Annotated in this window: 25 protein-coding genes; 19 read left to right on the top strand and 6 right to left on the bottom strand. The window is 68.9% G+C overall.

Annotation, left to right across the window (positions count from 1 at the left end):
• Positions 1–101: 101 nt before the first annotated feature.
• The 4 genes from IF04_RS0127585 to IF04_RS0127565 form a co-directional block, all read right to left on the bottom strand.
• Positions 102–3,569: a WD40 repeat domain-containing protein gene (locus IF04_RS0127585; RefSeq protein ID WP_051831620.1), complete on the bottom strand. Its 3,468-nt coding sequence runs from the start codon at positions 3,567–3,569 to the stop codon at positions 102–104.
• Positions 3,566–4,303, bottom strand: coding sequence for a hypothetical protein (locus IF04_RS0127580; protein WP_030263599.1), 738 nt, complete (start codon positions 4,301–4,303; stop codon positions 3,566–3,568). The genes IF04_RS0127585 and IF04_RS0127580 overlap by 4 nt, the downstream gene beginning before the upstream one ends.
• Positions 4,300–4,833 carry a hypothetical protein gene (locus tag IF04_RS38895; protein WP_030263597.1) on the bottom strand — a complete coding sequence of 178 codons (534 nt, stop codon included), beginning with the start codon at positions 4,831–4,833 and terminating at the stop codon, positions 4,300–4,302. Before IF04_RS38895 ends, IF04_RS0127580 begins: the two co-directional genes overlap by 4 nt.
• 262 nt (positions 4,834–5,095) lie before the next feature.
• Positions 5,096–5,311, bottom strand: a complete 216-nt coding sequence (locus IF04_RS0127565; RefSeq protein ID WP_030263595.1) for an EF-hand domain-containing protein — start codon at positions 5,309–5,311, stop codon at positions 5,096–5,098.
• Between the two features lie 159 nt (positions 5,312–5,470).
• Here IF04_RS0127565 and IF04_RS0127560 point away from each other — a divergent pair, with 159 nt between their 5' ends.
• The 17 genes from IF04_RS0127560 (at position 5,471) to IF04_RS0127480 (ending at position 19,467) form a co-directional block, all read left to right on the top strand.
• Positions 5,471–6,076 (top strand): class I SAM-dependent methyltransferase, encoded by a 606-nt coding sequence (locus IF04_RS0127560; protein WP_030263592.1) that lies wholly within the window; start codon positions 5,471–5,473, stop codon positions 6,074–6,076.
• A gap of 699 nt (positions 6,077–6,775) precedes the next feature.
• Positions 6,776–8,014, top strand: coding sequence for a family 2 encapsulin nanocompartment cargo protein terpene cyclase (locus tag IF04_RS0127555; protein ID WP_106975682.1), 1,239 nt, complete (start codon positions 6,776–6,778; stop codon positions 8,012–8,014).
• Positions 8,015–8,019: 5 nt separating this feature from the next.
• On the top strand, positions 8,020–8,916 hold the full coding sequence (locus IF04_RS0127550; protein WP_051831619.1) for a geranyl diphosphate 2-C-methyltransferase: 897 nt from the start codon (positions 8,020–8,022) through the stop codon (positions 8,914–8,916).
• 340 nt (positions 8,917–9,256) lie between these two features.
• Positions 9,257–9,964 (top strand): hypothetical protein, encoded by a 708-nt coding sequence (locus IF04_RS0127545; RefSeq protein ID WP_030263587.1) that lies wholly within the window; start codon positions 9,257–9,259, stop codon positions 9,962–9,964.
• A gap of 59 nt (positions 9,965–10,023) precedes the next feature.
• Positions 10,024–11,520 carry a YHS domain-containing protein gene (locus IF04_RS0127540; RefSeq protein ID WP_030263586.1) on the top strand — a complete coding sequence of 499 codons (1,497 nt, stop codon included), beginning with the start codon at positions 10,024–10,026 and terminating at the stop codon, positions 11,518–11,520.
• A 23-nt stretch (positions 11,521–11,543) separates the two neighbouring features.
• On the top strand, positions 11,544–11,798 hold the full coding sequence (locus IF04_RS0127535) for a toluene-4-monooxygenase system B family protein (RefSeq protein ID WP_030263584.1): 255 nt from the start codon (positions 11,544–11,546) through the stop codon (positions 11,796–11,798).
• 9 nt (positions 11,799–11,807) lie between these two features.
• The gene (locus IF04_RS0127530; protein ID WP_030263581.1) at positions 11,808–12,140 is read left to right on the top strand and encodes an MmoB/DmpM family protein; all 333 of its coding nucleotides are present in this window, start codon (positions 11,808–11,810) and stop codon (positions 12,138–12,140) included.
• Positions 12,137–13,123: a ferritin family protein gene (locus IF04_RS0127525; protein ID WP_030263579.1), complete on the top strand. Its 987-nt coding sequence runs from the start codon at positions 12,137–12,139 to the stop codon at positions 13,121–13,123. The genes IF04_RS0127530 and IF04_RS0127525 overlap by 4 nt, the downstream gene beginning before the upstream one ends.
• Positions 13,124–13,130: 7 nt before the next feature.
• The gene (locus IF04_RS0127520) at positions 13,131–14,168 is read left to right on the top strand and encodes a 2Fe-2S iron-sulfur cluster-binding protein (RefSeq protein ID WP_030263577.1); all 1,038 of its coding nucleotides are present in this window, start codon (positions 13,131–13,133) and stop codon (positions 14,166–14,168) included.
• Between the two features lie 38 nt (positions 14,169–14,206).
• Positions 14,207–14,542, top strand: coding sequence for a monooxygenase system ferredoxin subunit (locus tag IF04_RS0127515; RefSeq protein WP_030263576.1), 336 nt, complete (start codon positions 14,207–14,209; stop codon positions 14,540–14,542).
• Positions 14,543–14,566: 24 nt separating this feature from the next.
• Complete coding sequence (locus IF04_RS0127510) at positions 14,567–15,289, top strand: LamB/YcsF family protein (protein ID WP_030263574.1); 723 nt, start codon at positions 14,567–14,569, stop codon at positions 15,287–15,289.
• 35 nt (positions 15,290–15,324) lie between these two features.
• Positions 15,325–15,573, top strand: a complete 249-nt coding sequence (locus tag IF04_RS0127505) for an acetyl-CoA carboxylase (RefSeq protein WP_030263572.1) — start codon at positions 15,325–15,327, stop codon at positions 15,571–15,573.
• Positions 15,570–16,943, top strand: a complete 1,374-nt coding sequence (locus IF04_RS0127500) for an acetyl-CoA carboxylase biotin carboxylase subunit (RefSeq protein WP_030263569.1) — start codon at positions 15,570–15,572, stop codon at positions 16,941–16,943. The genes IF04_RS0127505 and IF04_RS0127500 overlap by 4 nt, the downstream gene beginning before the upstream one ends.
• Positions 16,940–17,833 carry a 5-oxoprolinase subunit B family protein gene (locus IF04_RS0127495; RefSeq protein ID WP_030263566.1) on the top strand — a complete coding sequence of 298 codons (894 nt, stop codon included), beginning with the start codon at positions 16,940–16,942 and terminating at the stop codon, positions 17,831–17,833. Before IF04_RS0127500 ends, IF04_RS0127495 begins: the two co-directional genes overlap by 4 nt.
• Complete coding sequence (locus tag IF04_RS0127490) at positions 17,823–18,779, top strand: 5-oxoprolinase subunit C family protein (RefSeq protein ID WP_030263563.1); 957 nt, start codon at positions 17,823–17,825, stop codon at positions 18,777–18,779. Before IF04_RS0127495 ends, IF04_RS0127490 begins: the two co-directional genes overlap by 11 nt.
• Before the next feature lie 15 nt (positions 18,780–18,794).
• The gene (locus IF04_RS0127485) at positions 18,795–18,980 is read left to right on the top strand and encodes a tautomerase family protein (RefSeq protein WP_030263560.1); all 186 of its coding nucleotides are present in this window, start codon (positions 18,795–18,797) and stop codon (positions 18,978–18,980) included.
• A 97-nt stretch (positions 18,981–19,077) separates the two neighbouring features.
• Positions 19,078–19,467 carry an SRPBCC family protein gene (locus IF04_RS0127480; RefSeq protein WP_030263555.1) on the top strand — a complete coding sequence of 130 codons (390 nt, stop codon included), beginning with the start codon at positions 19,078–19,080 and terminating at the stop codon, positions 19,465–19,467.
• 20 nt (positions 19,468–19,487) lie between these two features.
• On the opposite strand, the gene IF04_RS0127475 is transcribed toward IF04_RS0127480, so the two are convergent.
• Positions 19,488–21,005: a PucR family transcriptional regulator gene (locus IF04_RS0127475; RefSeq protein ID WP_030263552.1), complete on the bottom strand. Its 1,518-nt coding sequence runs from the start codon at positions 21,003–21,005 to the stop codon at positions 19,488–19,490.
• Positions 21,006–21,188: 183 nt separating this feature from the next.
• On the opposite strand from IF04_RS0127475, the gene IF04_RS0127470 reads away from it, so the two are divergent.
• Positions 21,189–22,154, top strand: a complete 966-nt coding sequence (locus tag IF04_RS0127470) for a 5-oxoprolinase subunit B family protein (RefSeq protein ID WP_030263550.1) — start codon at positions 21,189–21,191, stop codon at positions 22,152–22,154.
• Entirely contained in the window at positions 22,151–23,170 is a 1,020-nt protein-coding gene (locus IF04_RS0127465; RefSeq protein WP_063829535.1) for a 5-oxoprolinase subunit C family protein, read from the top strand. Before IF04_RS0127470 ends, IF04_RS0127465 begins: the two co-directional genes overlap by 4 nt.
• A gap of 35 nt (positions 23,171–23,205) precedes the next feature.
• Here IF04_RS0127465 and IF04_RS0127460 read toward each other — a convergent pair whose 3' ends face one another.
• A complete protein-coding gene (locus IF04_RS0127460; RefSeq protein WP_030263546.1) occupies positions 23,206–24,363 on the bottom strand; it encodes an 8-amino-7-oxononanoate synthase in 1,158 nt (385 codons plus the stop codon).
• Positions 24,364–24,600 lie beyond the last annotated feature (237 nt).

The raw sequence follows: 24,600 nt of genomic DNA, 5'->3' as shown, positions 1-24,600 counted from the left end.
CGTCGCTGCGCCCGCTGCCGTCGCTGCGCACGCCCGGCCCGCAGCCGGCCACCGCGAGTACCGCTGCCAGTGCGAGCGCCGCGGCGGTCCCCCGCCGCGCCTCACTCCCCGCAGCGCAGCGACGGCGGCGCCTCCGTGCCCATGTGCTGCTCCCAGTCGTCCGGCCGGAGTTCCCTGCCGACCGACGAGCAGACGGTGCGGATCCAGACACGCGGATCGATCCTCCATTCGATGAGTTGCCCCATGTCGTCGGTGGCAGGACCGTCGGGTTCGGGGTCGTCGGTCTCCGAGTAGTCGGCCTCCGTCGCGGTGACGAGCTTCGTACCGTCCGCCGTGAGGGCGATGCCCGTCGACTCCGGCTTGTTGCCCTCGGGCAGCGGGAGCGTCCCGAGGCTGCTCTCGGAGCCCAGGTCGAGGAGGCTGACGGTGTGGTCCTCGGACGTCGTCCCGGCGACGAGCTCCCCGCCGGTGACCGGGCCGACCGCGGGGTCGGCCGTGCCCTCGACCGTACCGAGGCGCCGGCTGCCCGACGCGGACCACAACTCCAGCGCACCGCTGCTGCGTTGGATGAGCAGACGGTCGCCGGCGTAGGTGATGCCCCGGGCGTCGGCCGCGCGGATCGTGCGGATGTGGCCGGACTCGGTGTTGATGACGTGGATGCGGTTGCCGTCGCTCTCGTCGAGCACCGCGGCGTGCGCGGCCCGCGCGTCCAGCGTCACCAAACTTCTGCTCAGGAGGGCACCGGAGCCGGCCGTCGGCGCCATGGATCGCGGGCCCGGCACCTCGCGCAGTACCTTGCCGGACTCCGCGTCCCTGAAGCGGACCGTGCCGGAGCCGTGCACCTCGGCCACCTCCCGGCCGCCGGGCAGGAACCGCAGCAGTGCGGGCGGGTCGAAGAGCCGGAGCGGGTTCGGTACGGCGGGCCAGGTGCCGACGGGCCGCCAGACGCGGCCACGCGCCAGTATCTGCGCGCTGCCGTCCGGCGCCACCACGATCAGCCGCTCGCTGTCGGGCCGCCACAGCAGCTCCGCGAATCCGGGGAGCTTCACCACGCGGGGAAGCTTCCGCTGCCGCTCTTCCGTGACGGGAACGCCGAGTCTCAGGGCGGACAGCCGGGTTCCCTCGCTGCCGAGGACCGCCGCGTCGCGCCCGTCCGGTGACACGGACACGCGCGGCGCCTCACAGCTCAGGCAGGAGTCGGGGATCGCGACTTCGGCGGCTCGCGCGATGCGGGAGTGCTGCTCCAGATCCCACAAACTGAGGACATCGCGGGACGCCGAGACGAGCCGGGTGCCGCCGGAGCCGACGAAGGCGAGGGCGTCCCGGGCGACCGTGCCGGCACCCGGGAGCGCGAGGGGCTCGGACGCCTTCCCGCCCGGGGCGTACGTCCTGCTCACGCGGAGCGTGGAGCCGATGGCAGTGGCGACATGGGTACCGCCGCGGCTGACGGCCAGGGCCGCCGGACGGCCCGGTTCCGTCTTCGCCTTCAGCGCCGGCTTGTAGAAGTCGGGCTTTCCCTCGGACGGCCATACCGGCAGCGGAGAGGCCTTGTTGCTGTACGTGAAGTGGAGGCCGTCCGGGGCGAGCGCGGAGGCGAAGTTGTGGGTACCGAAGCCCAGCGCGCTCCCGGCGGTACGGGTGAGCCGATTCATGGAGATCCGGTTCCAGGTGCCGTGGGCGTACTCGATGACCACCAGCTCCGCATCTCCGTCGAAGGCGAGCGCTGACGGGTCCGACGTCATGTCGTCGAGCTCCAGGTGCCTCGTCCGCCCCGAGCCCCGGTCCAGGACCGACAGCGTGCGCGGGAGGTCGAACTCCGAGGTCGTCGTGGTGACCGCGATGTAGCGCCCCGACGGGGAGACCGCGAGCGCTGTGGGCCGCTGTCCGTCGGGCAGGCGGGGCGCGATCGCGGGTTCTCCGTACGCCCACACCTTGACCGTGCGGCCGTCGGTGGCCGCGACGGTACCGCCACTGTTGTTGGCCGCGACTGTCTCCACCGGCCCGGGAAGACGGCCGAGTTGACCGTGGCGGCCGAATCGCTGCCCCTCAAGTACCCACTCCTCCACCGCGCCGTCCCGGGTCCCGGCGACGGCGACCCGCCCGTCCGCAGTGGCCGCCACCGCGGAGACCGTCCCGGTGGCCCGCACGCTCGCGGCCAGATGGGGGCTCGCGGTGACCGCGCGGAAGAGGGCCCGGCGGGTCAGTGGATCGGCGTGCTGCCGGTACGCGCGCTCCGCGAACAGCCCGGCGAGCCCGACGTCGCTCTGCAGCAGGTTCTCCGACACATCGGCCAGCCGGTGAGCGGTGGTCAGCCGATCCCTGGCCGCGGACTCCCGATGCTCCACCACCACCCCGGACGTCACGGCCGCGGCGATCAGGGCCAGCGCGGTGACCAGGCGGGCGGTGCGGAAGCGGCGGGCATAGCGGTCGGCCTGCCGGAGCGTCTCGGCGAACTTCACGTCCGCGGGCTCGGGTGCGTGGGCGGCGTCGGGCCGGTTCGCGGCGGGGGCGACCAGCCGCAGTCCCTTGCGACGCGCGGCCAGCAGCTTGCTCTCCATGCCGCTGACGCCGGTGAGCCGCTCACCGTTGCCCAGCGCTCCCGTCACCGCGGTGCGCGGGCGCAGACCGTAGAAGACACCGCGCAGCCAGGCCACGCTGGGCCGCCGCGTCCGGGGATGCCGCAGGAGTTCCCGCAGGCCGAGGGCGAAGGCGGCGCCGAGGGAGGGGCCCTCGATCCGCGGGGGAGGGGCGGGCCGGTCCGCCAGGACGAGGCGCCACAGCACACAGCGCGAGCCGCGGCCGGGCCCGGGCAGGGCCCACGCCCGGCCGAGCGCGGTCGCGAACTGTCCGTCGGAGCTGCGCAGTCCGGTCATGGAGCGGGGATCGGGGTACAGGCCCGGGGGCCCGGCGGGGAACTCGCGGAGCTCCAGTACACCGGTGGCGCCGGGCTCCTCGTCGTCGCGGTGGTCCGTCTCTCCGAACACCACCGGTACCTGTACGAGTGGCCGTCTGCGCGGCTCGCAGCCCGCCATCAGCAGCGCGGCGACCATCAGTGTGCCGTCCGCGGCAGGCGACCGCTCGCCCTCGTCACCGGGCAGCTGCGGAATGCGCTCCAGGACGGCGTTCAGCCGCTCGGCGGCGCCCGCCGGGAGGCCGTCGGCTCCCCGGCCGGACGGCTGCGCGGGGCCGGGCGCAGCGTTGACGGACAGCAGGCCGCTGCCCGCCCACGTGCTCCGTACGCGCGCCAGGGCCTCGTCGTACTCCGCCGCCCGGCCTTCCGGCGCGCTCAGGGCGCGCGCCAGCAGGTAGGCGTGGAGGGTGGGCGTCATCGCGTCGGACGGGCGGTCCGGGACTGTCGCGTCGATCCAGGCGGCCAGCTCCCCGGCCTGTCCGGAACGCAGCCAGGACGGGTCGGTACGGACCGCCTCGCTGCAGCACTTCCACCACAACTGCCGCTCGCCGAGCAGCTCGTGCACCGCGGCCTGCGGGGTCGTCGCATCCCGGAGAACGGCGTCGAGCGCGGCGCGGTGCGGCCCGGCGGCCCCGGACGCCGCGTCTTTGGGCGTCATCGCAGCGCACCGTCGATGACGTCGCGCATCCCTTCGTCCACGAATTCCCGCACGTGGCGCCAGGCGTCGCGGGTCGTCTCGTTGAGCGCGGCGCCGATGGAATCCGCGACGGTGGCCGGGGCCCAGCGGTCACCCTCCGGAGAGACGGGCGACGGGCCGGTGGCGGCCCACGTCGCGTCCGGCTCGAAGCCGCGGAGCCGGACGTACGAGGCCGCGGGCCCGAACCGGCCCCGCACCACGGGGACGAGCAGAACGCGCTCGTGCCCGTCCGGCAGCGCGTAGGTGACCGTGGACAGCAGCGGCCGGTCCGTGTCGTCGGCGTCGCGTACCACCAGTTCGAGGCTGTACTCGGACACGCTGCCTGCGGGGCGGCGCAGCAGGAATCCCGCCCGCCCGTCGGGGGAGGCGGCTTCCAGTACCACCGCGTCACTCCCGGCGGCGGTCAGCGCGCCGGCCGTGGGAAGCGGCGGCAGGGTGAACCAGCCCGGCGCGAGGGGGCGGGCGTGCGGCCGCTGCTCGGGCGGCTGTTGGGGCGACTGTTGGGGTACGGAGGCGGAGGCCGAGGCGGGGACGTGGACGGGGCGCGGGGGGAGGACGACGCCGGTGAACGATGCCCGGACGCGCTGCCACAGGCTGTATCCGACACGTCTGCGTTCCGCTGCCCGCGGGAGGCTGGTGCGACGTCCACCGGTGAACGACGCCCAGGAGCGCCGGGCGACCGATCGGCGGCTCACGGGGTGGCCTCCCCCTGCGCCTGATCGAGCCCCGGTGGCCCGGGTTGTGTGGGGGCGGGGGCGACGGGAGTGGCTGGTGCGGCCCCGGGAGCGACCGGGGCGGTGGGACTGGCCGCGGCAGGGGGAGGGACCGGGGCAGTGGGGGCGGTGGCGGGAACGGCTCCGGGAGCTGAACCGGGCGCGGAACCGGGCGCGGCCCCGGCCTGGAGCGCCTCGGCGACGGTCGTGGCACTGCCCATCTGGGCGAGCACGGCAGGCGCCGAAGCCCCCACCGCGACGGCCGCGAACACCCCTGCCAGCTCGCCGTGGAGCAGCCAGCCGGCCGCGCCGCCCAACACGATGCGGAAGAGCGCGGCGAGCGCATCCGCGGGCGGATCGATGTACGTGCCGAGCTGCGGCAACGCCTCGGCGGCCGCCCTCGCCGCATGTCGCGCCTGTTGCCACGCATGCAGTCGCCCGAAGGTCACAACGGCCTCGACGACCAGCCCGCCGCCGGCGCCGTACAGCACCCCCTCGACCCACGTAAGCATCGGACCCCCGTCCCTCCGGCGGTCCTCACACCCCCGCCGCATCGCACCCGGTGAACCGTTTCGCGCCAGCCAAACGTACCGGCGCGCACCCGAACTTGCCCTCCAGTAACAGAAGTTCCTTCTCCCCCTGGCGGAACATGGCCGGATTTCTCCGTGTCACTTCCGCGGCGGGGACGGGGCAGATGCGCGGCGACGATCACACACCGGAACCGGTGCGAGGACTGGTCGGGTCCGGCACGCTCACGTGCCGGACCCGCCGGTGTCAGCCATTCAAGGCTGCCCAGAACTCCTCGAAGGACATCTGGCGGTCACCGTTGCTGTCGACCGAGTCGATCAGCTCCTGGGCCTCCGACTCGGTTATGTGCGAACCGAGCTCCGACACGATCTTGCGGTATTCGTCCGCGGTGACCAGGCCGTCCCCGTCGAGGTCGTAGCGGCCGAAGACCTTCCGCGCCGCCGTCTCCACGATGTCTGCCATGTGCTGCACCCTTCTGGTGATCTTCGCTGACGCGCCCAGACTATCCGTGACCATCCGTCCGTCCGAAGCCGGGCGGCCGCCTCCCACCTGCCCGAATGGGGCAGAGAAGAGGCGCAGGCAGACGCGGTGGGGACACCCGGTCGATCTATAGTTGATCGCATGAGCCGTTGGCAGGAGCTGACCGGGGAGACGTCCGGCAATGACTACGCCGCACGTTTCGCGGCGCTGGCCCGTAGCGGGAAGGACGTGCACGGTGAGGCGCGGTTCTGCGCGGCTCTCGTGCCGGCCGGAGCGCGGGTGCTGGACGCCGGGTGCGGTACGGGCCGGGTCATGATCCGGCTGGCGGAGCTCGGGTACGACTGCGTCGGAGTCGATCTCGACGCGTCGATGTTGGCAGTGGCGAAAGAGCAGGCGCCGGACCTGCCCTGGTTCCAGGTCGATCTGACCGAGTTCGATCCGGAGCTGCTCGGCATCGCGGCGGACTTCGACCTCGTGGTCGCTGCAGGCAACATTTTTCCGTTGCTCGCTGCCGGCACCGAGGCCGCGGTGGCCAAGCGCTTGGCCACGGCCTTGCGACCGGGCGGTCTGCTGGTCGCCGGCTTCGGCCTGGACGCAGCCCACCTGCCCGTGCCGCCCAGTATCACGCTGCCGGAGTACGACGACTACTGCGCCGCAGCCGGCCTCACCCTCGTCGACCGCTTCGCTACCTGGGACGCCGACCCTTACGACGGCGGCGGCTACGCCGTCAGCGTCCACCGCCGGTGAATACCACTCGGCGACTGCGGTGCTGGCTGAAATCAGGGCACTGATCCGAGGCAACGTCCTTTGAGAAAGGCGCCTCCTGGTGCCTGATTCGTGGCTGGCGAATCAGGCCGCAGGCGCCAAAGGTAAGTACCGGGTGGAGTGACTCTGCCGCGTGCGAAACATGCTCTCGGCCAGATAGTCCGAATGCCATCGGTCATGCAGATAAACCCGATGCGGAGCAAGGTCACTGCATCGAGGTAACTCCAACGGCCTCACAGGCGAGTTGGGCATGCCGGTCGTTACTGTTTCCTGGTGTCCGGACAGATTCTCGGATATTCGTTCTCGATTACCGCGTATTCAAAGTTCTTCGCCTCTTTCGACACTTGACGCAAGGTACGCCGATCACCGACCTACGAAGGAGAGCCAGCCCGATGGCCGTTGAGACCGGCCCGTATGCGCTGCTGGAGCCACCTCGGCAGACCAGCCTGCGCACCGCGGCTGCGCGCGACCTCGCCGCCACGCCGTAACGGTTCTGCCGTTGGAGGTGAAGGCAGTTGGACTGCTGATTGCGGCCGACGAGAGGGGGCCTCCTGCAGCTGCGGAGCGGCTTGGACGCGACCAGCGGCCCCGTCCGGCGGCCACCACGGCCCGAACCCTCCCGAGCCGGGCAGCACGCCCGGGATCCGGCGTCAGCACACCCACCTCATCAAGGAGCCACGGATGCCCGATCACAGGATTCCTCCCCTGCAGTCGAGCCTGCCCGGACCGCCCCCCGCCCCTGTCCCCGCTACGGGGACCGTTCCCGTGGACATGTCCGTTCCCGTGGACACATCCGTACCCGACCCCGGCGCGGGCGGCGCCCTCGAACGGATCCTGCGTGGCCCCAGTGGTCTGGGCACGGAGGGCCTGCACTTCGCCCGGTACGAGAAGCCTCCGGCCCCGTCGGAGCCCGAGACGGCGGAGCCCGAGACAGCGGCGGAGGGCAACCCGATCCCGGGCCTCTACTACCACCCGATCCCGGAGCCCGACCCGGCGCGGGTCGAGGAGGTCAGCCGCCGGATCAAGGCATGGGCGGTGGACGAGGCCCAGGTGTACCCCCCGGAGTGGGAGGACCAGTTCGACGGCTTCTCCGTCGGCCGCTACATGGTCGCCTGCCACCCGGACGCGCCCACCATCGACCACCTGATGATCGCCACGCGGCTGATGGTCGCCGAGAACGCGGTCGACGACTGCTACTGCGAGGACCACGGCGGCTCGCCCATCGGTCTCGGCAGCCGCCTCCTGCTGGCGCACACGGCTCTCGATCCGCTGCACACGACCGAGGAGTACGAGCCGGCGTGGCTGGAGTCGCTCCAGTCGGACGCCCCTCGGCGCGCCTACCGCTCGGCCATGGCGTACTTCCTGGAGACGGCCACTGCCTCCCAGGCCGACCGGTACCGGCACGACATGGGCCGTCTGCACCTGGGGTACCTCGCGGAGGCCGCCTGGGCCCAGACGGACCACATTCCCGAGGTGTGGGAGTACCTGGCGATGCGTCAGTTCAACAACTTCCGCCCCTGCCCGACCATCACCGACACCGTCGGCGGCTACGAACTGCCGGCGGACCTGCACGCGCAGCCCGCCATGCAGCGGGTCATCGCGCTCGCCGGTAACGCCACCACCATCGTCAACGACCTGTACTCGTACACCAAGGAACTCAAGAGCCCCGGCACGCATCTGAATCTGCCCGTGGTGATCGCCGAACGCGAGGGCCTCTCCGAAAAGGACGCCTACTTGAAGGCGGTCGAGGTGCACAACGACCTCATGCACCGCTTCGAGGCAGAGGCCGCCGCCTTGGCCACCGACTGCCCCGTCCCGACCGTGTTGCGCTTCCTGCGCGGCGTTGCCGTATGGGTCGACGGCAACCACTACTGGCACCAGACCAACACCTACCGCTACAGCCTGCCCGACTTCTGGTAAGAGGAATGGACTTATCTGTGACCAGCACCGAGTTCAGCACCATCAACGGCACCTCCGCCTTCGTCCCCGCCCCGGCGTCGCCCTACCAGGGTGAGATCGCCCGTTACTGGGACCAGGAGGCCAGGCCCGTCAACCTGCGTCTCGGCGACGTCGACGGGCTCTACCACCACCACTACGGCATCGGTGACGTCGACCACGCCGCCCTCGGGGACGCCAATGACAGCGACTACGAGAAGAGGCTGATCGCCGAGCTCCACCGTCTGGAGTCGGCGCAGGCCGAATACCTCCTGGACCACCTCGGCTCCATCGGGCGTGAGGACACGCTCGTGGACGCCGGCTGCGGCCGCGGCGGTTCGATGGTCATGGCCCACCAGCGATTCGGGTGCAAGGTCGAGGGCGTCACCCTGTCGGCCAAGCAGGCCGACTTCGCCAACCAGCGCGCCCGCGAACTCGGCATCGAGGACCACGTCCACGCCCGTGTGTGCAACATGCTCGACACACCGTTCAGGACGGGGCAGGCCGCAGCCTCGTGGAACAACGAGTCGACCATGTACGTCGACCTCCACGACCTCTTCGCCGAGCACTCCCGCATCCTCGGGGTCGGCGGTCGGTACGTGACCATCACCGGCTGCTGGAACCCGCGTCACGGCCAGCCCTCGAAGTGGGTCTCCCAGATCAACGCGCACTTCGAGTGCAACATCCACTCCCGCCGGGAATACCTCCGCGCCATGGCCGACAACCGCCTCGTACCGCAGGCCGTCGTCGACCTGACTGCCGCGACCCTGCCCTACTGGGAGCTGCGGGCCACGTCATCGCTGGTCACGGGCATCGAAGAGGCGTTCATCAACTCCTACAAGGACGGCTCCTTCCAGTACGTCCTGATTGCCGCCGACCGCGTCTGACCGCGTCTCACCGCATCTGACCGTTCGAGGCGTTCAGCACGCCTCACGGATCAACTCAACGGCGCTGCACCGAGCGTGCAGCGCCGTTCCCTTTGCCCGGCCGCTGGGGTGCCGGGGTGAGCAGTGCGATATCGACCGGTCCCGCGCGCAGGCGTCTGGCCAGCCATAACGGCACCTCATACTCCCGAGTGGCACCAGCTTCCCCGTTCGTTGTACAGAGCGCGCACTATCACTGGCGTGACGCGTGGCACAGCATCTTCGGCAGGAGTTCAGCGGGCCTCTCAGGGCCTGCCATGGACTCTTCATCCAGTGGTTTCAACGGGGAGCCAGGAGGCGCGCCATGGGTACATCACTGCATGCCCCGCAGCTGATCACCAATTCTCGGACCCTGTACATGGTGTGGGTTCCCGCGGACCCGGACGCCGTCGGCAAGCTGGTCCCCGACGGGCTCACGCCTGCCGAGGACCGGTCCTGCTACATCAACCAGTACGTCGTCGAGGGCGCGGACCAGACGTCCTCCAGCGGCTCGGCCGAACCGTTCGGCGCCTACTCGCTGACCTACCTTGGGGCCAACCTCGCCGGCCTGGACACCGAGGACGGCGTACCGGGCCGGTGGTGGACCCACTACCACAACAGCTCGGACGTGATGACGTCCTACGCCGCGGCCCACGGCGTCCCCACCGGGGAACCCGGCACCACCACCCTGGACCTGCAGGGGGACACCCTGGTCGCCACCACGGTGATCGGCGGACGCCCCGTCATCCGCACCACCGCCCGGGTCGGCATCGGTACACCACAACGCGCCACGGGACAGCTTCGCTACATCACCCGCCGCGACGGGGAGTTCATCAGCGGCCGCTACCCCTACGTCGCCGACCTCGCCGAGAACTTCGAAGTCCTCTCCTTCGAGTTCCTCGACAAGAACCACCCCACCTACCAGCTCCGGCCCGCCGACCCTCTCACCGTGACCTTCGGCTTCTACGCCCCCTCCATGGCCTTCTGTTACCCCGGCGGGGAAGGCCTCCTGGGCTCCGAGCACGGCAGCTGACCCCGTCGTCCGGCCGCACCGTCTTTCCGAACCCCTCAGCAACTTCCCAAGGAGCAAGCATGGCTCTGCTGGAACGCTCGCAGTGGTACGACATCGCGCGCAGTACCGAGTGGACACCGCGCTACGTGACGCAGGACGAGCTCTTCCCCCCGGAACTCAGCGGCGGCGAGGGCCTGCCGGATGACATCTGGGCGTCCTACGACGAGCCGTACAAGATCAGCTACCGCGAGTACGTCGACATTCAGCGGCAGAAGGACGCGGGTGCTTACTCCGTCAAGGCGGCGCTGGAGCGCTCCGACCTCTACAACAAGGCCGACCCGGGCTGGATCTCCATCCTGAAGGAGCACTACGCCGCGGTGGCGCTGGTGGAGTACGGTGCCTCCTTCCAGGAGTCGCGCTTCATCCGCTGGTCCAAGGCGCCGGGCATGCGGAACATGGCCACCTTCGGCATGCTGGATGAGATCCGCCACGGCCAGATCCAGCTGTTCTTCCCGCACGAGTACGTCAACAAGGACCGGCAGTTCGAGTGGTCCCACGCCGCGATGTGGAGCGACAACTGGGTCGCGCTCGGGGCGCGTCACTTCTTCGACGACGTGATGATGACCCGCGACGCGCTCTCCACGTCGATCTTCGCGAACTTCTCCTTCGAGACCGGCTTCACGAACCTCCAGTTCATCGGGCTCTCCGGTGACGCGGCCAACGCCGGCGACTTCACCTTCTCCAAGCTCATCCAGAGCATCCAGTCCGACGAGGCCCGCCACGCCCAGCTCGGTACGCCGCTGCTGCAGATGCTCATCGAGAACGGTCAGAAGGAGGAGGCGCAGAAGAAGATCGACATTGCCTTCTGGCGCTCCTACCGGCTGTTCACGATCCTGTCGGGCATCCCCATGGACTACTACGTGCCGCTCGAGGTCCGGGAGGCGTCGTTCAAGGAGTTCATGGAGGAGTGGATCGTCACTCAGTTCATGCGGTCCCTCGAGGACCTCGGCCTGTCCAAGCCCTGGTACTGGGACATCTTCATCCGTGACATCTCCGAGCACCACCACGGACAGCAACTGGGGACCTACTCCTGGCGGCCGACGCTGTGGTGGGACCCGGCCGCCGGTGTGAGCCCGGAGGAGCGGGACTGGCTGGAGGAGAAGTACCCCGGCTGGAACGACACCTTCGGCAAGGTATGGGACGTCATGATCGACAACTTCGTCCACGGCCGGACGGAGAAGACGGTTCCGGGCACACTGCCGGTCATCTGCAACGTCTCCCAGCTGCCGATCGTCGGCACCCCTTCCCAGACGCTGCGTGACATCTCCCTGGTGCACGAGGGCCGCCGCTACCACTTCGCCTCCGAGGTGGACAAGTGGATCTTCGAGGACGACCCCGAGCGCTACCGCCACCACAAGAACCTCGTGGACCGCTTCCTCGGCGGCGACATCCAGCCGGCCGACCTCGGCGGCGCCCTGGAGTACATGGGCCTGGGCCGTGTCGGTCCCGGTGGCGATGACGCCCACGGCTTCGCCTGGCTCGACAGCTACCGCAAGCAGCTCGCCACGACCGGCTGAGCTGCGGACAAGGAGTTCCCAACATGGCACTGATTCCCCTGGCCGCACACGTCGACGGCGACTTCGTTCTCAAGCTGGTCCAGGTCGACACCGACCACACCATGGACGAGGTGGCCGCGGCGGCCGCCGTCAACGCCGTGGGCATCCATGTCCCCGAGCAGCCCGGTCGCACGATGCGGGTCCGTAAGCAGGGTGCAGCCGCTCCCTACGAGCGCACCGACACCGTCGAGAAGGTCGGCCTGACGCCCACCGAGTGCGTCGAAATCTACTTCGAGTGAGGAGGACCGATGGCTGACCACATCATCGATCCTGTCGGACCCGTCCTGCAGTCCGGTGAGGTCGCCCGCGCGGTCGCCGACGCGGTCGTGATCGACAACGAAGGACGCCGGGTCGACATCCGTGACCGCGGTTCCTATGTCCGCGTCGAGGTCGAGGGCGGTGAATGCGTACTGCGCCGCAGCACGATCGCCGAGCAGCTCGGCCGCCCGTTCAAGATGTCCGAGCTGGAGCTGAACATGCCGTCCTTCGTGGGCCGCATCGAAACCGGCACCGACGTCTTCCGCTTCTACCACACTTTCGAGCAGACGCCGGGCGCCGGCCACGAGGAGGCCCTCTCATGACCACCCCGCTGAAGCCGCTGAAGACCTGGGGCCACCTGGCAGCACGGCGACGCAAGCCGAGCGAGTACGAGATCGTCTCGACCAAGCTGCTGTGGCACACCCGGGACGCCGAGCAGCCGTGGGACGTCGGGCACACCGGTGTCATGGCGGACCACTACCGCAAGTACCGCAACGGAAGCCCGGTCACGCACCCGGACTGGGACGCCTTCCGGGACCCCGACGAACTGGTCTACCGCACGTACAACATTCTGCAGGACGGGCAGGAGACCTACGTCGAGGGCCTGCTGGACCAGCACAACGCCGAAGCGCACGACAAGGGGCTGTCGGCGGAGTGGACCGCCACCCTGGCCCAGCTCTACACGCCCAGCCGCTACCTGCTGCACACCGTGCAGATGGCCAGTGCCTACCTGGTGCACATGGCGCCCGCCAGCACCATCGCCAACTGCGCTGCTTTCCAGGCTGCGGACTCCCTGCGCTGGCTGTCCAACGTGGCCTACCGCACGGCCGAGCTCGGCCTGGCCCACCCCGGTATCGGCTTCGGCGAGCGCGAGCGGGAGCTGTGGGAGGAGCTGCCGGCCTGGCAGGGCTTCCGCGAGCTGATGGAGCGTCAACTCACCACCTTCGACTGGGCCGAGGCATTCGTTGCGCTCAACGTTGTCGCCAAGCCGGCCATCGATGAGACGCTCTTCCGCCAGCTCGGTGTCAGCGCCCGCCGCGAGGACGACGTACTGCACGCGCTTCTGGGCGAAGCCGCCCTCCGCGACAGCGAGCGTTCCCGCCGGTGGACCACGGCGCTCGTCGCCCAGATGGCGGAGGTGGACGCCAACCTGCCGCAGCTGCGCAAGTGGGTCGAGAAGTGGCAGCCGCTGGCCACCGCGGCGATCCAGGCCTACAGCGAGGAGATCCCCGAGAACGCGGAGGCGGCCGACAACGCCATCGACGCGGTGAAGTCCTTCCAGCGCCAGCTGGGACTTGGAGGATGACCTCCCGATGACCCATCGGATCGAACACGAGGTCTCCCTGGACGGGACCGACGTTCGCTTCGCCTGTGCGGAGGGCGACACGCTGCTGCGCGCCGCCCTCCGCGCGGGAGTCGGACTGAGCTACGAGTGCAACAGCGGCTCCTGCGGAAGCTGCCGCTACGAGCTCCTCGACGGCGAGATGCATGACCGCCGTCCGGACGCGCCGGGCCTCACTGCTCGAGACCGCCGCAAGCAACGCCGCCTCGCCTGCCAGAGCGAACCGCTCTCCGCCTGCACCGTGCGCATCGGCGCGACCGCCGAGCCCGCGCCCCACCGGCCCGTGCGGCAGCAGGCAACCCTGCGGGAGATCAACCCGCTCACCCACGACATGGCCGAGTTCGTCTTCGCCACAGGACAACCGGCCGCCTTCAGCCCCGGCCAGTACGCCATGGTCCTGCTCCCCGACGGGCGCGTGGAGCGTGCCTACTCCATGAGCAACGTCGGCAACTGCTACGGCGAATGGCGCTTCGTCGTCAAGCGCACACCGGACGGCCAGGCCACCTCCATCCTGTTCGACAAGCTGGAAGTGGGGGCGACCGTCAGCCTGGACGGGCCTTACGGCCATGCCTACCTGCGACGGGACGATCCGAAGATCGTCTGCGTCGGTGGCGGCTCGGGTGTCGGGGCGATGGTCAGCATCGTCCTCGGGGCGGCCGCGCTGCCCGACGCGGCCGGCCGGGAAGTGCATCTGTTCCTCGGGGGCCGCTCCGCCGAAGACCTCTTCCTGCCGTCCGCGCTGGAGCTGGCGGCCCCCCGGCTGGGAGCGCTGCACTTCCACACGGCCGTCTCGGGGGCACCCGAGGCCGGCGAGGAGGCGTGTCGGCCCGAGAGCGCCGCCTACCGCGGCTTCGTGCACGAGGCGGTCATCGACGCCATGGGCGATGACCTCACGGATTACACCTACTACGCAGCAGGACCGCCGGCCATGACCGACGCGCTCGCGCGCTCGCTCGTGCTGGAAGGGGGCCTGGACGCAGACCGGCTCTACTTCGACCGGTTCTGCTGAGAAATCCGACCGGTTCTGCTGAGAAAGGAGCCTGATCGATGGGATTTGTGCGCGTCTGCAGCCTGGACGACGTCTGGGAGGGCGACATGGAGTCCTTCGAGGTGGGTGACAAAGAGGTGCTCATCGCCCACCTGGACGGCGGCGAAGTCGTTGCGACCCAGGCGATCTGCCCGCATCAGCAGGTGGAGCTCGTCGAGGGAGAGCTGGACAAGAAAACCCTCATCTGCAAGAGCCACCTGTGGTCCTTCGACCTGACGACCTGCGCGGGCATCAACCCGGGCCACGCGCGCCTGGCCCGCTACCCGGTCAAGGTCGACGGCGATGACGTCTACGTCGACCCCGATGGCGACACCCCCAAAGTCGCCCATTCCTGACCAAGACAAGGAGAAAAAACTTCCATGGTTGCCATCAATTGCGATATGGGCGAGGCCTACAGCATCTACCGCTGCGGCGACGACGAGGGCATCATGCCCTACATCACCGTCGCCAACGTGGCATGCGGCTACCACGCGTCCGACCCGGTCGTCATGCAGAAGACGGTCGCGCTGGCGAAGCAGTACGGCGTCAAGGTCGGTGCCCACCCCTCCTTCCCGGACCGCGACGGTTTCGGCCGACGCGAGATGAAGCTGGAGCGGCACGAGCTCACCGCTGCCGTCATCTACCAGGTCGGAGCGCTCGCCGCCTTCCTCAAGGCGCAGGACATGCCGCTCAATCACATCAAGCCCCACGGTGCGCTGTACGGGCTGGCCTCTCGCAACGAGGAGGTCGCCCAGGCCATCGCCGATGCGGCCGATGTCTTCGGGGTGCCGCTGATGGGCATGGCGAACACCATGCACGAGCAGGTGTGGGGAACGCGCGACGCCGGTTTCATCGCCGAGTACTACACCGACCTGGACTACCGCTCCGACGGCTCGCTCATCATCACCCGCGAGCACGCCGCCTACGATCCGGCCGTCGCTGCCGAGCGATCGGTACGCGTGGTCACCGAGGGCGTCGCGACGTCGATCGACGGTAAGGATCTTCCGATGCGGGCCGACTGCATCTGCGTCCACTCCGACACCCCGGGTGCGGTCGACCTTGCCAAGACCGTCCACGCGGCGCTGCAGCCTCACCTGACCTGAGCCGAACCCACCCACGAGCGAAACGAGGTTTTCCGATGCCACGTCACGAGGTACTGGCTCCCATTCCGGGCGTCTTCTACCGCAGGCCGGACCCCGGCAGCCCCGAATACGTCAAGCCGGGGCAGACCGTCACGGCCGACGACACGGTCGGGCTGGTAGAGGTCATGAAGTCCTTTCATCCTGTGCTCGCCGGCGTGGCGGGAACCGTCGTCGACTTCGCGGTGGAAGGTGAGTCCGTCGTCGATCCGGGCCAGCCAGTGGTGATCCTGGAGGTCGAGGGATGAAGCGCCTGCTCATCGCCAACCGGGGCGAGATCGCGGTGCGGATCATACGTGCTGCCCGCGACCTGGGGATCGAGACCGTCGCCGTCGCCAGCGACGCGGACCGCGACGCGGCCCACGCCCGCCTCGCCGACACGGTCATCTCCGTCGGCCCGGCGCCGGCGGCCAAGAGTTACCTGCGGGCCGAGGGCATCGTCGCCGCGGCCCGGGAGGCAGGCGCCGACGCGGTGCACCCGGGGTACGGCTTCCTCTCCGAGCGTGCCGATTTCGCCGCCGCCGTCGCCGCGGCCGGGCTGACGTTCGTGGGACCCGATGCCCAGGTCATCGACCAGATGGGCGACAAGGTCCGCGCTCGGCAGGTCGCGATGGCCGCCGGCGTGCCCACCGTCCCCGGCACGGCCGACGGCGTCTCCGATGTCTCGGCCGCGGTGGCCGCCGCGGCCGAGATCGGCTATCCCGTGATGCTCAAGGCAGCCGCGGGCGGCGGCGGCCGTGGCATCCGGGTCGTCTCCGACGAAGCCGAGCTCCGGGCCGCCTTTCCCACCGCCTCGGGCGAAGCGGCCAGCGCCTTCGGTGACGGCCGCATGTACCTGGAGCGGTTCATCCGCAGCGCACGGCATGTGGAGGTCCAGGTCCTCGGCGACGGCTCCCACGCCATTCACGTCTTCGAGCGGGAATGCTCGCTGCAGCGTCGCCGCCAGAAGGTCATCGAGGAAGCCCCGGCCCCCGGCATCGACGCGGACATCCGAGCGGCCATGACCAGCGCGGCAGTGCGGCTGTGCCAGCAGGTCGGTTACCGCAGCGCCGGCACGTGCGAGTTCCTCGTGGACGACCACACCGGCGAGTTCTTCTTCATCGAGATGAACACCCGGATCCAGGTCGAGCACCCCGTCACGGAACTGATCACCGGAATCGACCTCGTCGCCGAGCAGCTCCGCATCGCCGCCGGCGAACCGCTGAGCTTCCACCAGACCGACGTGACCAAGCGCGGCCACGCCATCGAGTTCCGGATCTGCGCCGAGGACCCCGACCGCGGATTCCTGCCGGGCCCGGGCAGCATCCAGCACGTCGAACTCCCCGGCGGGCCCTGGGTACGCACCGACACCTGGCTGGCGCCCGGCAGCGCCGTCTCGCCCTTCTACGACTCGCTCGTCGCCAAGGTCATCGTCTGGGGCGACGACCGTCCCTCGGCGCTGCGGCGTGCACGGCGAGCACTCGGTGAGTTTGTCGTCGAAGGCGTGCCCACCACGACGGGGCTGCTGACCGAGATCATCGACGAGCCCTGGTTCGCGAGCGGGGAGTTCGACACCGGAACGCTCGAGGACTGGCTCCAGCAGCGTACGAAGCCGGGCGAGGCTGGAGCGACGCGATGACGGCCAACCCGACCTCGGCCCGGTACAGCTGGGGCGGTGACGAGCACATCTTCGTCGAGCTCGCCGAATCGATGAGCCTGCAGGCCAACTTCCGTGCCATGGCGATCACCACGTCACTGCGCGAGCAGCGCCCCGACGGCATCCTCGAGATCTGTCCCGCCAACGCGTCCTACCAGGTGCGCTACGACCCGGACGACATCGCCCCCCAGGTGCTCCTCAATCAGCTGCAGGAGATCGAGAAGCAGGTCGGCGACGCCGCCGACTTCAGTCTCTCCACACGCATCGTCGAGATTCCGGTCCTCTACCAGGACCCATGGACCACCGAGACACTCTTGCGCTTCCGCGACCGCCACCAGGACCCGGACGCCACCGACATCGAGTACGCCGCCCGCATCAATGGGTTCTCCAGTACGGAGGAGTTCATCGCGGCACACTCGAACTCCCCGTGGTTCACCTCCATGGTGGGCTTCGTGGCGGGGCTTCCGTTCATGTTCCAGATGGTCCCGCAGGAACAACAACTGATCGTTCCCAAGTACCTGCGGCCGCGCACGGACACGCCCAAGCAGACCGTCGGGCACGGTGGCTGCTTCGGCTGCATCTACTCCGTACGCGGTGCCGGCGGATACCAGATGTTCGGGGTCACCCCCGCCCCCATCTACGACCCCGACCAGTCGATGCCCGACTTCGAGGACTTCCTGGTCTTCTTCCGGCCCGGCGACATCGTCAAGTTCACCCCCATCGACCGCGACCAGTACGACGCGAACATCAAGCAGGTGGAAGCGGGCACCTATCGCATCCGGTCCCGGCCCTTCGACTTCCGGCTGGACCCCTTCCTCAACGATCCCGAAGGCTTCAACGCCCGCATGCTGGAGGTGCTTCGTGCCGATTGAGGTGCACAAGCCGGGTCTTTCCACCACCGTGCAGGACGCGGGCCGCAACGGCTACTACGACGTCGGTATCCCTCCTTCGGGCGCCCTCGACCAGTACTCTCTGGCCGCGGCGAACCACTTGGTCGGCAACGCCCCCCACGCCGCCGCGCTCGAGTGCGTCTACATGGGCCCGGAGATCGGCTTCACCGAGCCCGCCACCATCGCCGTGACCGGCGCCGACATCCCACCGCGGCTCAACGGCGAGGAACGTCCCCTGTGGGAGTCGTTCCCCGTCGCCGCCGGTGACGTACTCGACTTCGGCTTCGCCAAGGCCGGCGCCCGCGCCTACATCGCCGTCGCGGGCGGCATCGACACTCCCGTGATGCTGGGCAGCCGCTCCACCTACAAGCTCGGCGGGCTCGGCCGGCCGCTCGCAGCCGGCGACGTCCTGCCGATCGGCAAGCACTCCGGTGACTTCGCGGGCCGTGTCGTGCCCGAGGAACTGCGGCCGGCGCTGAGCAAGGAAGTCGAAATCCGCGTGGTGATGGGCCTTTACGACCACGTCCTCGCCCCGGAGGGCCGAAAGAACTTCCTCGGCTCCATCTGGACCCTCACCCCGGTCGCCGACCGTGTGGGATTCCGGTACAAGGGCTCGGAGCTGGAGCTCATCGAGCGCACTCCGCCCTTCGGAGCAGGGCAGGACCCCTCCAACATCGTCGATGCCCCCTACCCGATCGGCTCGATCCAGATCCCCGGGGGAGTCGAACCCATCATCCTCCACCGGGATGCGGTCTCCGGCGGCGGCTACATGATGGTCGCCACCGTGATCAGCGGTGACCTCGATGTGGTCGCCCAGTCCGCGCCCAACACCCGGACCAGATTCGTCGAGATCAGCCTCGACGAGGCCATGGCCGCCCGCCGCGATTACCGGCAGCGGTCCCAGCGCGTCGCCGACCTCTTCGCCTAGCCAAGGAGACCTGCCATGCCGCACGTGCGTATCGACTGGTTCCCCGGTCGCACCATCGAGCAGAAGCGTGAGCTCGCTGCCGCCCTGACACGTGAGATCTGCCGGATCGGCCGCTGCGAGCCCGACGCCGTCGGGCTCGTCTTCACCGACGTGGAAAAGGAGAGCTGGTCCCGCGGCGGCAAGCTCTTCGCCGACGGCTGACACTGCCGCGCCCCTGCCTTCGCACCAGCCCCTCGTCGCGAGACCGTGCACTCAACACGATGAGGGGCTGGTGCTCCTTCACTCTCGAGGAGAAGTCATGGCCACACTGCGCTCGCATGCCCTGATCGAATGCGCCCCCGATGCCGTGTGGAAGGTCGTGAGCGACGCACCGAACATCAGCGACTGGTTCCCGGCAATCACGGCGTCAACCGGCGACGACAAGCACCGGACGGTCACGCTGGAGGGAGGGGCGCAGCTCCAGGAGGATGTCGTTCTCTCGGACCCGCAACTGCGGCGGTTCCGCTACCGGGTCGTCGGCGGTGACCTTTCCATCGATTCCCACCTCGGCACGATCGACGTCATCGACGCCGGCGCCGACAGGTCACTGGTCGTCTACAGCACCGACATCGAGCCAGAGGCGCTGGCCGAGACCTTTGACCAGGCCATTGCCGAAGCGGTGGAGAACCTGGCCGCCTACCTGTGTTGACGACATTCTCCGGCGCCGGCTCAGGGCTGATCGTCGAGTTGCAACGCGAACCACAGCTCAGCGCGCGTGGCGGGGTCGTCGATGTCGCAACCCAGCGTCTCGGCGACCTTCGACATCCGATAGCGAAGAGTGTGGCGATGGATGCCCAGCGCTGACGCCGACGCGTCGACCTGGCCGTTGTGGGCCAGGAACGTCCACAGTGTGTGTCGCAGGTCGATCTTGGACTTGCCGCTGTTGTCCGTCAAGGGCTGCAGCAGTGTTTCCGCCCAGCCGCGCGCCTCGGGAGACATCAGGTGACGCATGAGGCCCATTGTTGCGACGTCGCCGGCCACCACCAGCTTCCGGCTCGCGTCAGGCGCGGCGTTGAACACGGAGTGGACCCTGCGCCAGGCATCCGGGAGCTCACGCCCCGGGGTCGGCTCGCTGACGGCTCCGCGGGCGTAGGGCACCTGCCGCAGCAACGACTCCAACGTCCGGATGTCGCCCTCGGCGTGCGGCATGAGCACGACTACCCGCCCTCTGTCCCATACCGCCACCAGTGCGCCCAGACTCAGCAGAGCCTGGTCGTTCTCCGCGCACTCCAGCAATTCGACCTCGTGGCGGGCCGAGACGCCCAGCAGGGCGACCCGGAGATCGCCCTCGGGCCAGCCCGTCTCGAGTACCGCACTGGTCGATTCCGCCAGGGCCAGCTCTCCCGCGATCGCGATCTTGATGACGGCCAGTCGATGCCGGCGGGCAGTGTCGAGCGTTCCTCCCATGCCCTGCAGATCGGCGCACAACAGTGACACGGCGGTGACGATGATCGCTTGGTCCGAGGACGTGAAAGCCAACGAGCGGCCGACTGCGAGGAATCCTCGCACGCGTCCGCCGACCGCGAGTGACATCAGTACGACCGAATCTCCCCCCACGGTCATCGAGAGGCTCCGCCCCGTGCCACCGTCGCGCAGCCGCGCGAGGTCGATACGCACACGTGACAGATGGATGCGTCCGGCGGCGGTTCCGGCGCGAAGCTCACCTTCGTGATCCAGCAACAGGACCCAGCAACGCAGGGCCTTGGCCAAACGGTTGACGACCTCGCGCGCGACATTCGGCGAGAGCGCGGCCCTGGCCAGATCGCGCTGCGCAGCCACGGCGAATGTCAAGGCCCGCTGCTGCTCGTCGGCGATGCAGTTGCTGACGTAGCGGCTGATGTCCGCGAACGCCGTTTCTTCCGGCACGGAAAGGAGGGGGAGCGACGCCAGCTCGGCAGCTTCCACGAGTTCGCTGGGGACCTCGGGGGTCTGGCTGCTCACGCCGAACCCGAGGGCGACAGCCCCTGCTCCGCCCAGCCGGGAGACGTATCGGCGGCGTTCGGACGCACTGGACGGCAGTCGGGACCCGGTCGTGAGGACGAACTCGCCGCCCTCGAGGAACACCGCAGGGTCGGGATGCTCGCTCACCAACGCCCACCGCACCTCACGGTCCAGGTGCTCTGCGCCGGTTCGGACGGAGAGGCCCAGTTCGCGCTTGTTGACCAGCGTTTGCAGAGTGAGGCCCATCTGCACTCCCAGAGTCTACGGAGGTCCGAGCGGATTCGGCCATGTCCATGTACCGTGCTGGAACCTAAGATCGGAACTGGTCCTGCAGCAGGATCGAGAAGCCGGTCGCTGCTGCGCAGCCCTCCGGTCTCTGATCATGATCGTACGGTCGTGATCCAGTCAAGCAGGTCAAAGGGAGAGCCGATGGCCGCGATCATCACCCGCTCAGAACTTCCTGAAGGCCGGCCGACGGTGACCTACCGGACGGCCGGCGACCGCTATGTGCTCGTCGAGTACGGGGCCGAGGCGACAGTCGACCTGTGCGCCAACTTCTTCGTTCACGAGGTGGCGAGACGCATTGCGGCTTCCCCGATTCCCGGAGTCCGCGAAACGGCTCCCGGATTGCGGTCGCTGCTCGTTCGCTTCATCCCCCGGCAGATCAGTCAGTGTGATCTCGTCGCAGCATTGGAAGAAGTCCATCACCAGGTCCCGCCGCCGGCCTCGCTCACGGTTCCCAGTCGTCGCATCGTGCTTCCGATCGCCTTCGACGACTCGACCTCACGCGAAGCCGTTCATCGTTATCTGATAACCATCCGCCCGGATGCCCCCAATGTCATCAATGGCAACAATATTGACTATGTGTCCCGATACAACGGCTTCGCTGACCGGGACGACCTGTATTCGGCGATTCTGAACACCGAGTGGTGGAACGCCTTTACCGGCTTCTACCCCGGCCTGCCATCGCTCCTGCCGTTGGACCCGAGATGCCGAATCACGGCACCGAAGTACAACCCTGCACGGGCCTGGACGGCCGAAGGTGCCGTCGGTCTCGGCGGCCCATGCATCGTCATCCACCCGCTCGAAACGCCCGGAAGCTATCAACTCCTCGGCCGGACACTGCCGATCGCCGACCTCGTCCGCAGTGAACGGAGCCGGAGCCTCGATCCGGTCATGTTTCTTTACGGAGACCGCATTCAGTTCGAGAGAGTCGAGGAGGGAGAGCTCATCGAGCTCCGGCGTCAAGCGTTCGAGGGGGCCTACGAGTACCGGATCGAACTCGGCGAGTACTCGGTTTCCGAGCACTTGGCCGAGGTTTCTCGGCTCTCCGACGAGGTGACCAGTCGCCACGCGGAACCCGCTTCCGCCGTACGCAAGGTGCAGATTCCATGACCGTCTCCGGAGACTCATTCACCAAATCCATTCCGGCGCTGGAGATCGTGGATCCGGGCCTGCAGACCACGGTGCAGGACTTCCCGGGGCGGCTTGGCCTCCAGTCGCTGGGGTTCTTTCCCTCCGGTCCGGCAGACCATTTTGCTTTTCGGGTGGCCAACGTCCTGGTGGGAAACCCTCCGGGAGCAGCCGCTCTCGAAATCCCGCTCGGCCGATTCCATGCGGTTGCACTCCATGACGGACTGATTTCGGTATGCGGCGCCAGCGGTGTCGATGTCAGAATCAACGACCGTTCCGTGTCGACCTGGGAGGCCGTTCCCGTCACCGCCGGCGACTCGCTCCGCTGCAGCGTCGCGCGCGGGCCGGGGTTTCGGCTGTACCTCGCGGTCTCCGGTGGTATCGCCGTCCCCGAAGTGTTCGGTTCCATGTCCACCTTCCTGGTGGCAGGTATCGGCGGACTGGACGGGCGTGCCCTGGCACGCGCTGATGTCATCAACGCGCATGCCAAGGGAGCACAGCGCAAGAGGGGATACCGCCTTCCGCTCGATCTTCGCCCGCGGTACACGAGCAACTGGGAGATCGAGATTCTGCGTGGCCCGCATGCGGATCCGGACTTCCTCACCGAAAGCGATTACAAGGAACTCTTGAGTACGGAATGGCGTGTTGATGTCAGCTCCGACCGCGCGGCCACCCGCTTCCATCCGCATCAGTTCCGCTGGGCGCGCGATCGTGGCGATGTCACGGGAGGCCATCCGTCGAACATCCTGGACGGCTGCTACCCGCTCGGCGGCATTCTGGCCTATGGCGACACACTGACGGTCCTCGGTCCGGACGGACATGTGTCAGGAGGATCAACCGTGGTCGCGACGGTCGCCCACGCGAGCATGTGGAAGATCGGCCAGCTCCGTCCCGGCCGCGACACCGTGAAGCTGAAGGAGATCAATCTCGATCAGGCAGCCGGACTGGATGATCACATGCAGTTCACGCTCAGGCCGCAGCAGCTCGAACCCCTGTAATCCCTACAGAATTGAGCCCGGCAGGAGTCCGCTGCTCATTGAATGGCAGGCACACCTGCCGGAGCCGTCCGTACGATCACCTCGATCGCCTGCGAGAGCTGCTCGTCCGTGAGGTCCGCCCGGGCCGTCAGGCGCAGCCGTGAGATGCCGTCCGGTACAGACGGGGGCCGGAAGCAGCCCACCACCAGCCCGGCGTCCCGGCAGTCGGCGGCCCAGCGCATCGCCGCTTCCGGGGAGGGAGCGTGTACGGAGACCACGGCGGCGTCCGGCCGAACCGCCGCGAGCCCGGCTCCGGTCAGCTGCCGGTGGAGAGACGCCGCGGCGGTACGGGCACGGGCCGCGCGCTGCGGGTCGCGGCGCAGCAGACGCAGTCCCGCGAGGGCCGCACCCGTCGCAGCCGGGGCGAGCCCGGTGTCGAAGATGAAGGTGCGGGCCGTGTTCACCAGGTGCTCGATCACCCGGGCAGGGCCCAGGACGGCGCCGCCCTGGCTGCCCAAAGCCTTCGACAGGGTGGCGGTGGCGACCACGTCGCGGTGCCCTGCGAGCCCGGCGGCCTGCAGGGCACCGCGCCCGCCCGCACCGAGGACGCCGAGGCCGTGGGCATCATCGACGAGCAGGGCGGCACCGTGGGCGCGACAGGCGGCGGCGAGTTCCAGCAGTGGGGCGGCGTCGCCGTCGACCGAGAAGACCGAGTCCGAGACGGCGAGCGCCCGGCCATCGTGGCCATCGAGGGCCTTGCGCACCGCCTCGGGGTCGGCGTGCGGGACGACCGTGGTCTCGGCGCGGGAGAGGCGGCACCCGTCGATGAGGGAGGCGTGGTTGGCTGCGTCGGAAACAATGAGGGTGCCCTGTCCGGTCAGGGCGGTGACGGCGGCGAGGTTGGCGGCGTAGCCGGAGGAGAGGATGAGCGCTGCCTCGAAGCCGCAGAAGGCCGCGAGCTCCGCCTCGAGCTCGCTGTGGAGTTCGGTGCTGCCCGTGACGAGGCGGGAGCCGGTGGCCCCTGCACCCCAGCGCCGGGCGGCCTCGGCCGCAGCGCCGACGACCTCCGGGTGCCGGGCCAGGCCCAAGTAGTCGTTGCTTGCCAGGTCGAGCAGTGGCGAATCGGACGGGCGCGGACGCAGGGTCCGCACGAGACCGGCGCGTCGACGCTGCTCCTGGTGCGTGTTGATCCAGTCGAACGGGTCCTGGGGCATCGGTCGTCCCTCGGTCGTGGGCGCGTGTGCCGAGCAACGTACCGAAGGGGGCGGGCGACCCGGCTGTGCGCGGTACGCACAACAGATGCACTGTCGTTGTCCCACCTGTCCTATGGCCGCGGACAGGAGCCATGGCAAAGGATCTTCGCCATGGACCTGCTGAACGCTCTGGTGGAGAAGGGTCTGCGGCGCGAGTCGCCGACCCGCGAAGAGGCACTCGCCGTACTGGCGACATCC

This window comes from Streptomyces violens (assembly GCF_000717745.1).
GTDB classification, from domain to species: domain Bacteria; phylum Actinomycetota; class Actinomycetes; order Streptomycetales; family Streptomycetaceae; genus Streptomyces; species Streptomyces violens.
The sequence above is the reverse complement of the archived record's forward strand: the minus strand, read 5'-3'. Positions and strand labels throughout refer to the sequence as shown.

Bases quoted from the DNA above. Each gene is read 5' to 3' on its own strand.
- IF04_RS0127510 (WP_030263574.1), top strand. From the start codon at position 14,567: ATGGTTGCCATCAATTGCGATATGGGCGAGGCCTACAGCATCTACCGC.
- IF04_RS0127475 (WP_030263552.1), bottom strand. From the start codon at position 21,005: ATGGGCCTCACTCTGCAAACGCTGGTCAACAAGCGCGAACTGGGCCTC.
- IF04_RS0127550 (WP_051831619.1), top strand. From the start codon at position 8,020: ATGGACTTATCTGTGACCAGCACCGAGTTCAGCACCATCAACGGCACC.
- IF04_RS0127545 (WP_030263587.1), top strand. From the start codon at position 9,257: ATGGGTACATCACTGCATGCCCCGCAGCTGATCACCAATTCTCGGACC.
- IF04_RS0127505 (WP_030263572.1), top strand. From the start codon at position 15,325: ATGCCACGTCACGAGGTACTGGCTCCCATTCCGGGCGTCTTCTACCGC.
- IF04_RS0127495 (WP_030263566.1), top strand. From the start codon at position 16,940: ATGACGGCCAACCCGACCTCGGCCCGGTACAGCTGGGGCGGTGACGAG.
- IF04_RS0127470 (WP_030263550.1), top strand. From the start codon at position 21,189: ATGGCCGCGATCATCACCCGCTCAGAACTTCCTGAAGGCCGGCCGACG.
- IF04_RS0127520 (WP_030263577.1), top strand. From the start codon at position 13,131: ATGACCCATCGGATCGAACACGAGGTCTCCCTGGACGGGACCGACGTT.
- IF04_RS0127535 (WP_030263584.1), top strand. From the start codon at position 11,544: ATGGCACTGATTCCCCTGGCCGCACACGTCGACGGCGACTTCGTTCTC.
- IF04_RS0127525 (WP_030263579.1), top strand. From the start codon at position 12,137: ATGACCACCCCGCTGAAGCCGCTGAAGACCTGGGGCCACCTGGCAGCA.
- IF04_RS0127465 (WP_063829535.1), top strand. From the start codon at position 22,151: ATGACCGTCTCCGGAGACTCATTCACCAAATCCATTCCGGCGCTGGAG.
- IF04_RS0127485 (WP_030263560.1), top strand. From the start codon at position 18,795: ATGCCGCACGTGCGTATCGACTGGTTCCCCGGTCGCACCATCGAGCAG.
- IF04_RS0127555 (WP_106975682.1), top strand. From the start codon at position 6,776: ATGCCCGATCACAGGATTCCTCCCCTGCAGTCGAGCCTGCCCGGACCG.
- IF04_RS0127560 (WP_030263592.1), top strand. From the start codon at position 5,471: ATGAGCCGTTGGCAGGAGCTGACCGGGGAGACGTCCGGCAATGACTAC.
- IF04_RS0127460 (WP_030263546.1), bottom strand. From the start codon at position 24,363: ATGCCCCAGGACCCGTTCGACTGGATCAACACGCACCAGGAGCAGCGT.
- IF04_RS0127500 (WP_030263569.1), top strand. From the start codon at position 15,570: ATGAAGCGCCTGCTCATCGCCAACCGGGGCGAGATCGCGGTGCGGATC.
- IF04_RS0127585 (WP_051831620.1), bottom strand. From the start codon at position 3,569: ATGACGCCCAAAGACGCGGCGTCCGGGGCCGCCGGGCCGCACCGCGCC.
- IF04_RS0127565 (WP_030263595.1), bottom strand. From the start codon at position 5,311: ATGGCAGACATCGTGGAGACGGCGGCGCGGAAGGTCTTCGGCCGCTAC.
- IF04_RS0127540 (WP_030263586.1), top strand. From the start codon at position 10,024: ATGGCTCTGCTGGAACGCTCGCAGTGGTACGACATCGCGCGCAGTACC.
- IF04_RS0127515 (WP_030263576.1), top strand. From the start codon at position 14,207: ATGGGATTTGTGCGCGTCTGCAGCCTGGACGACGTCTGGGAGGGCGAC.
- IF04_RS0127480 (WP_030263555.1), top strand. From the start codon at position 19,078: ATGGCCACACTGCGCTCGCATGCCCTGATCGAATGCGCCCCCGATGCC.
- IF04_RS38895 (WP_030263597.1), bottom strand. From the start codon at position 4,833: ATGCTTACGTGGGTCGAGGGGGTGCTGTACGGCGCCGGCGGCGGGCTG.
- IF04_RS0127530 (WP_030263581.1), top strand. From the start codon at position 11,808: ATGGCTGACCACATCATCGATCCTGTCGGACCCGTCCTGCAGTCCGGT.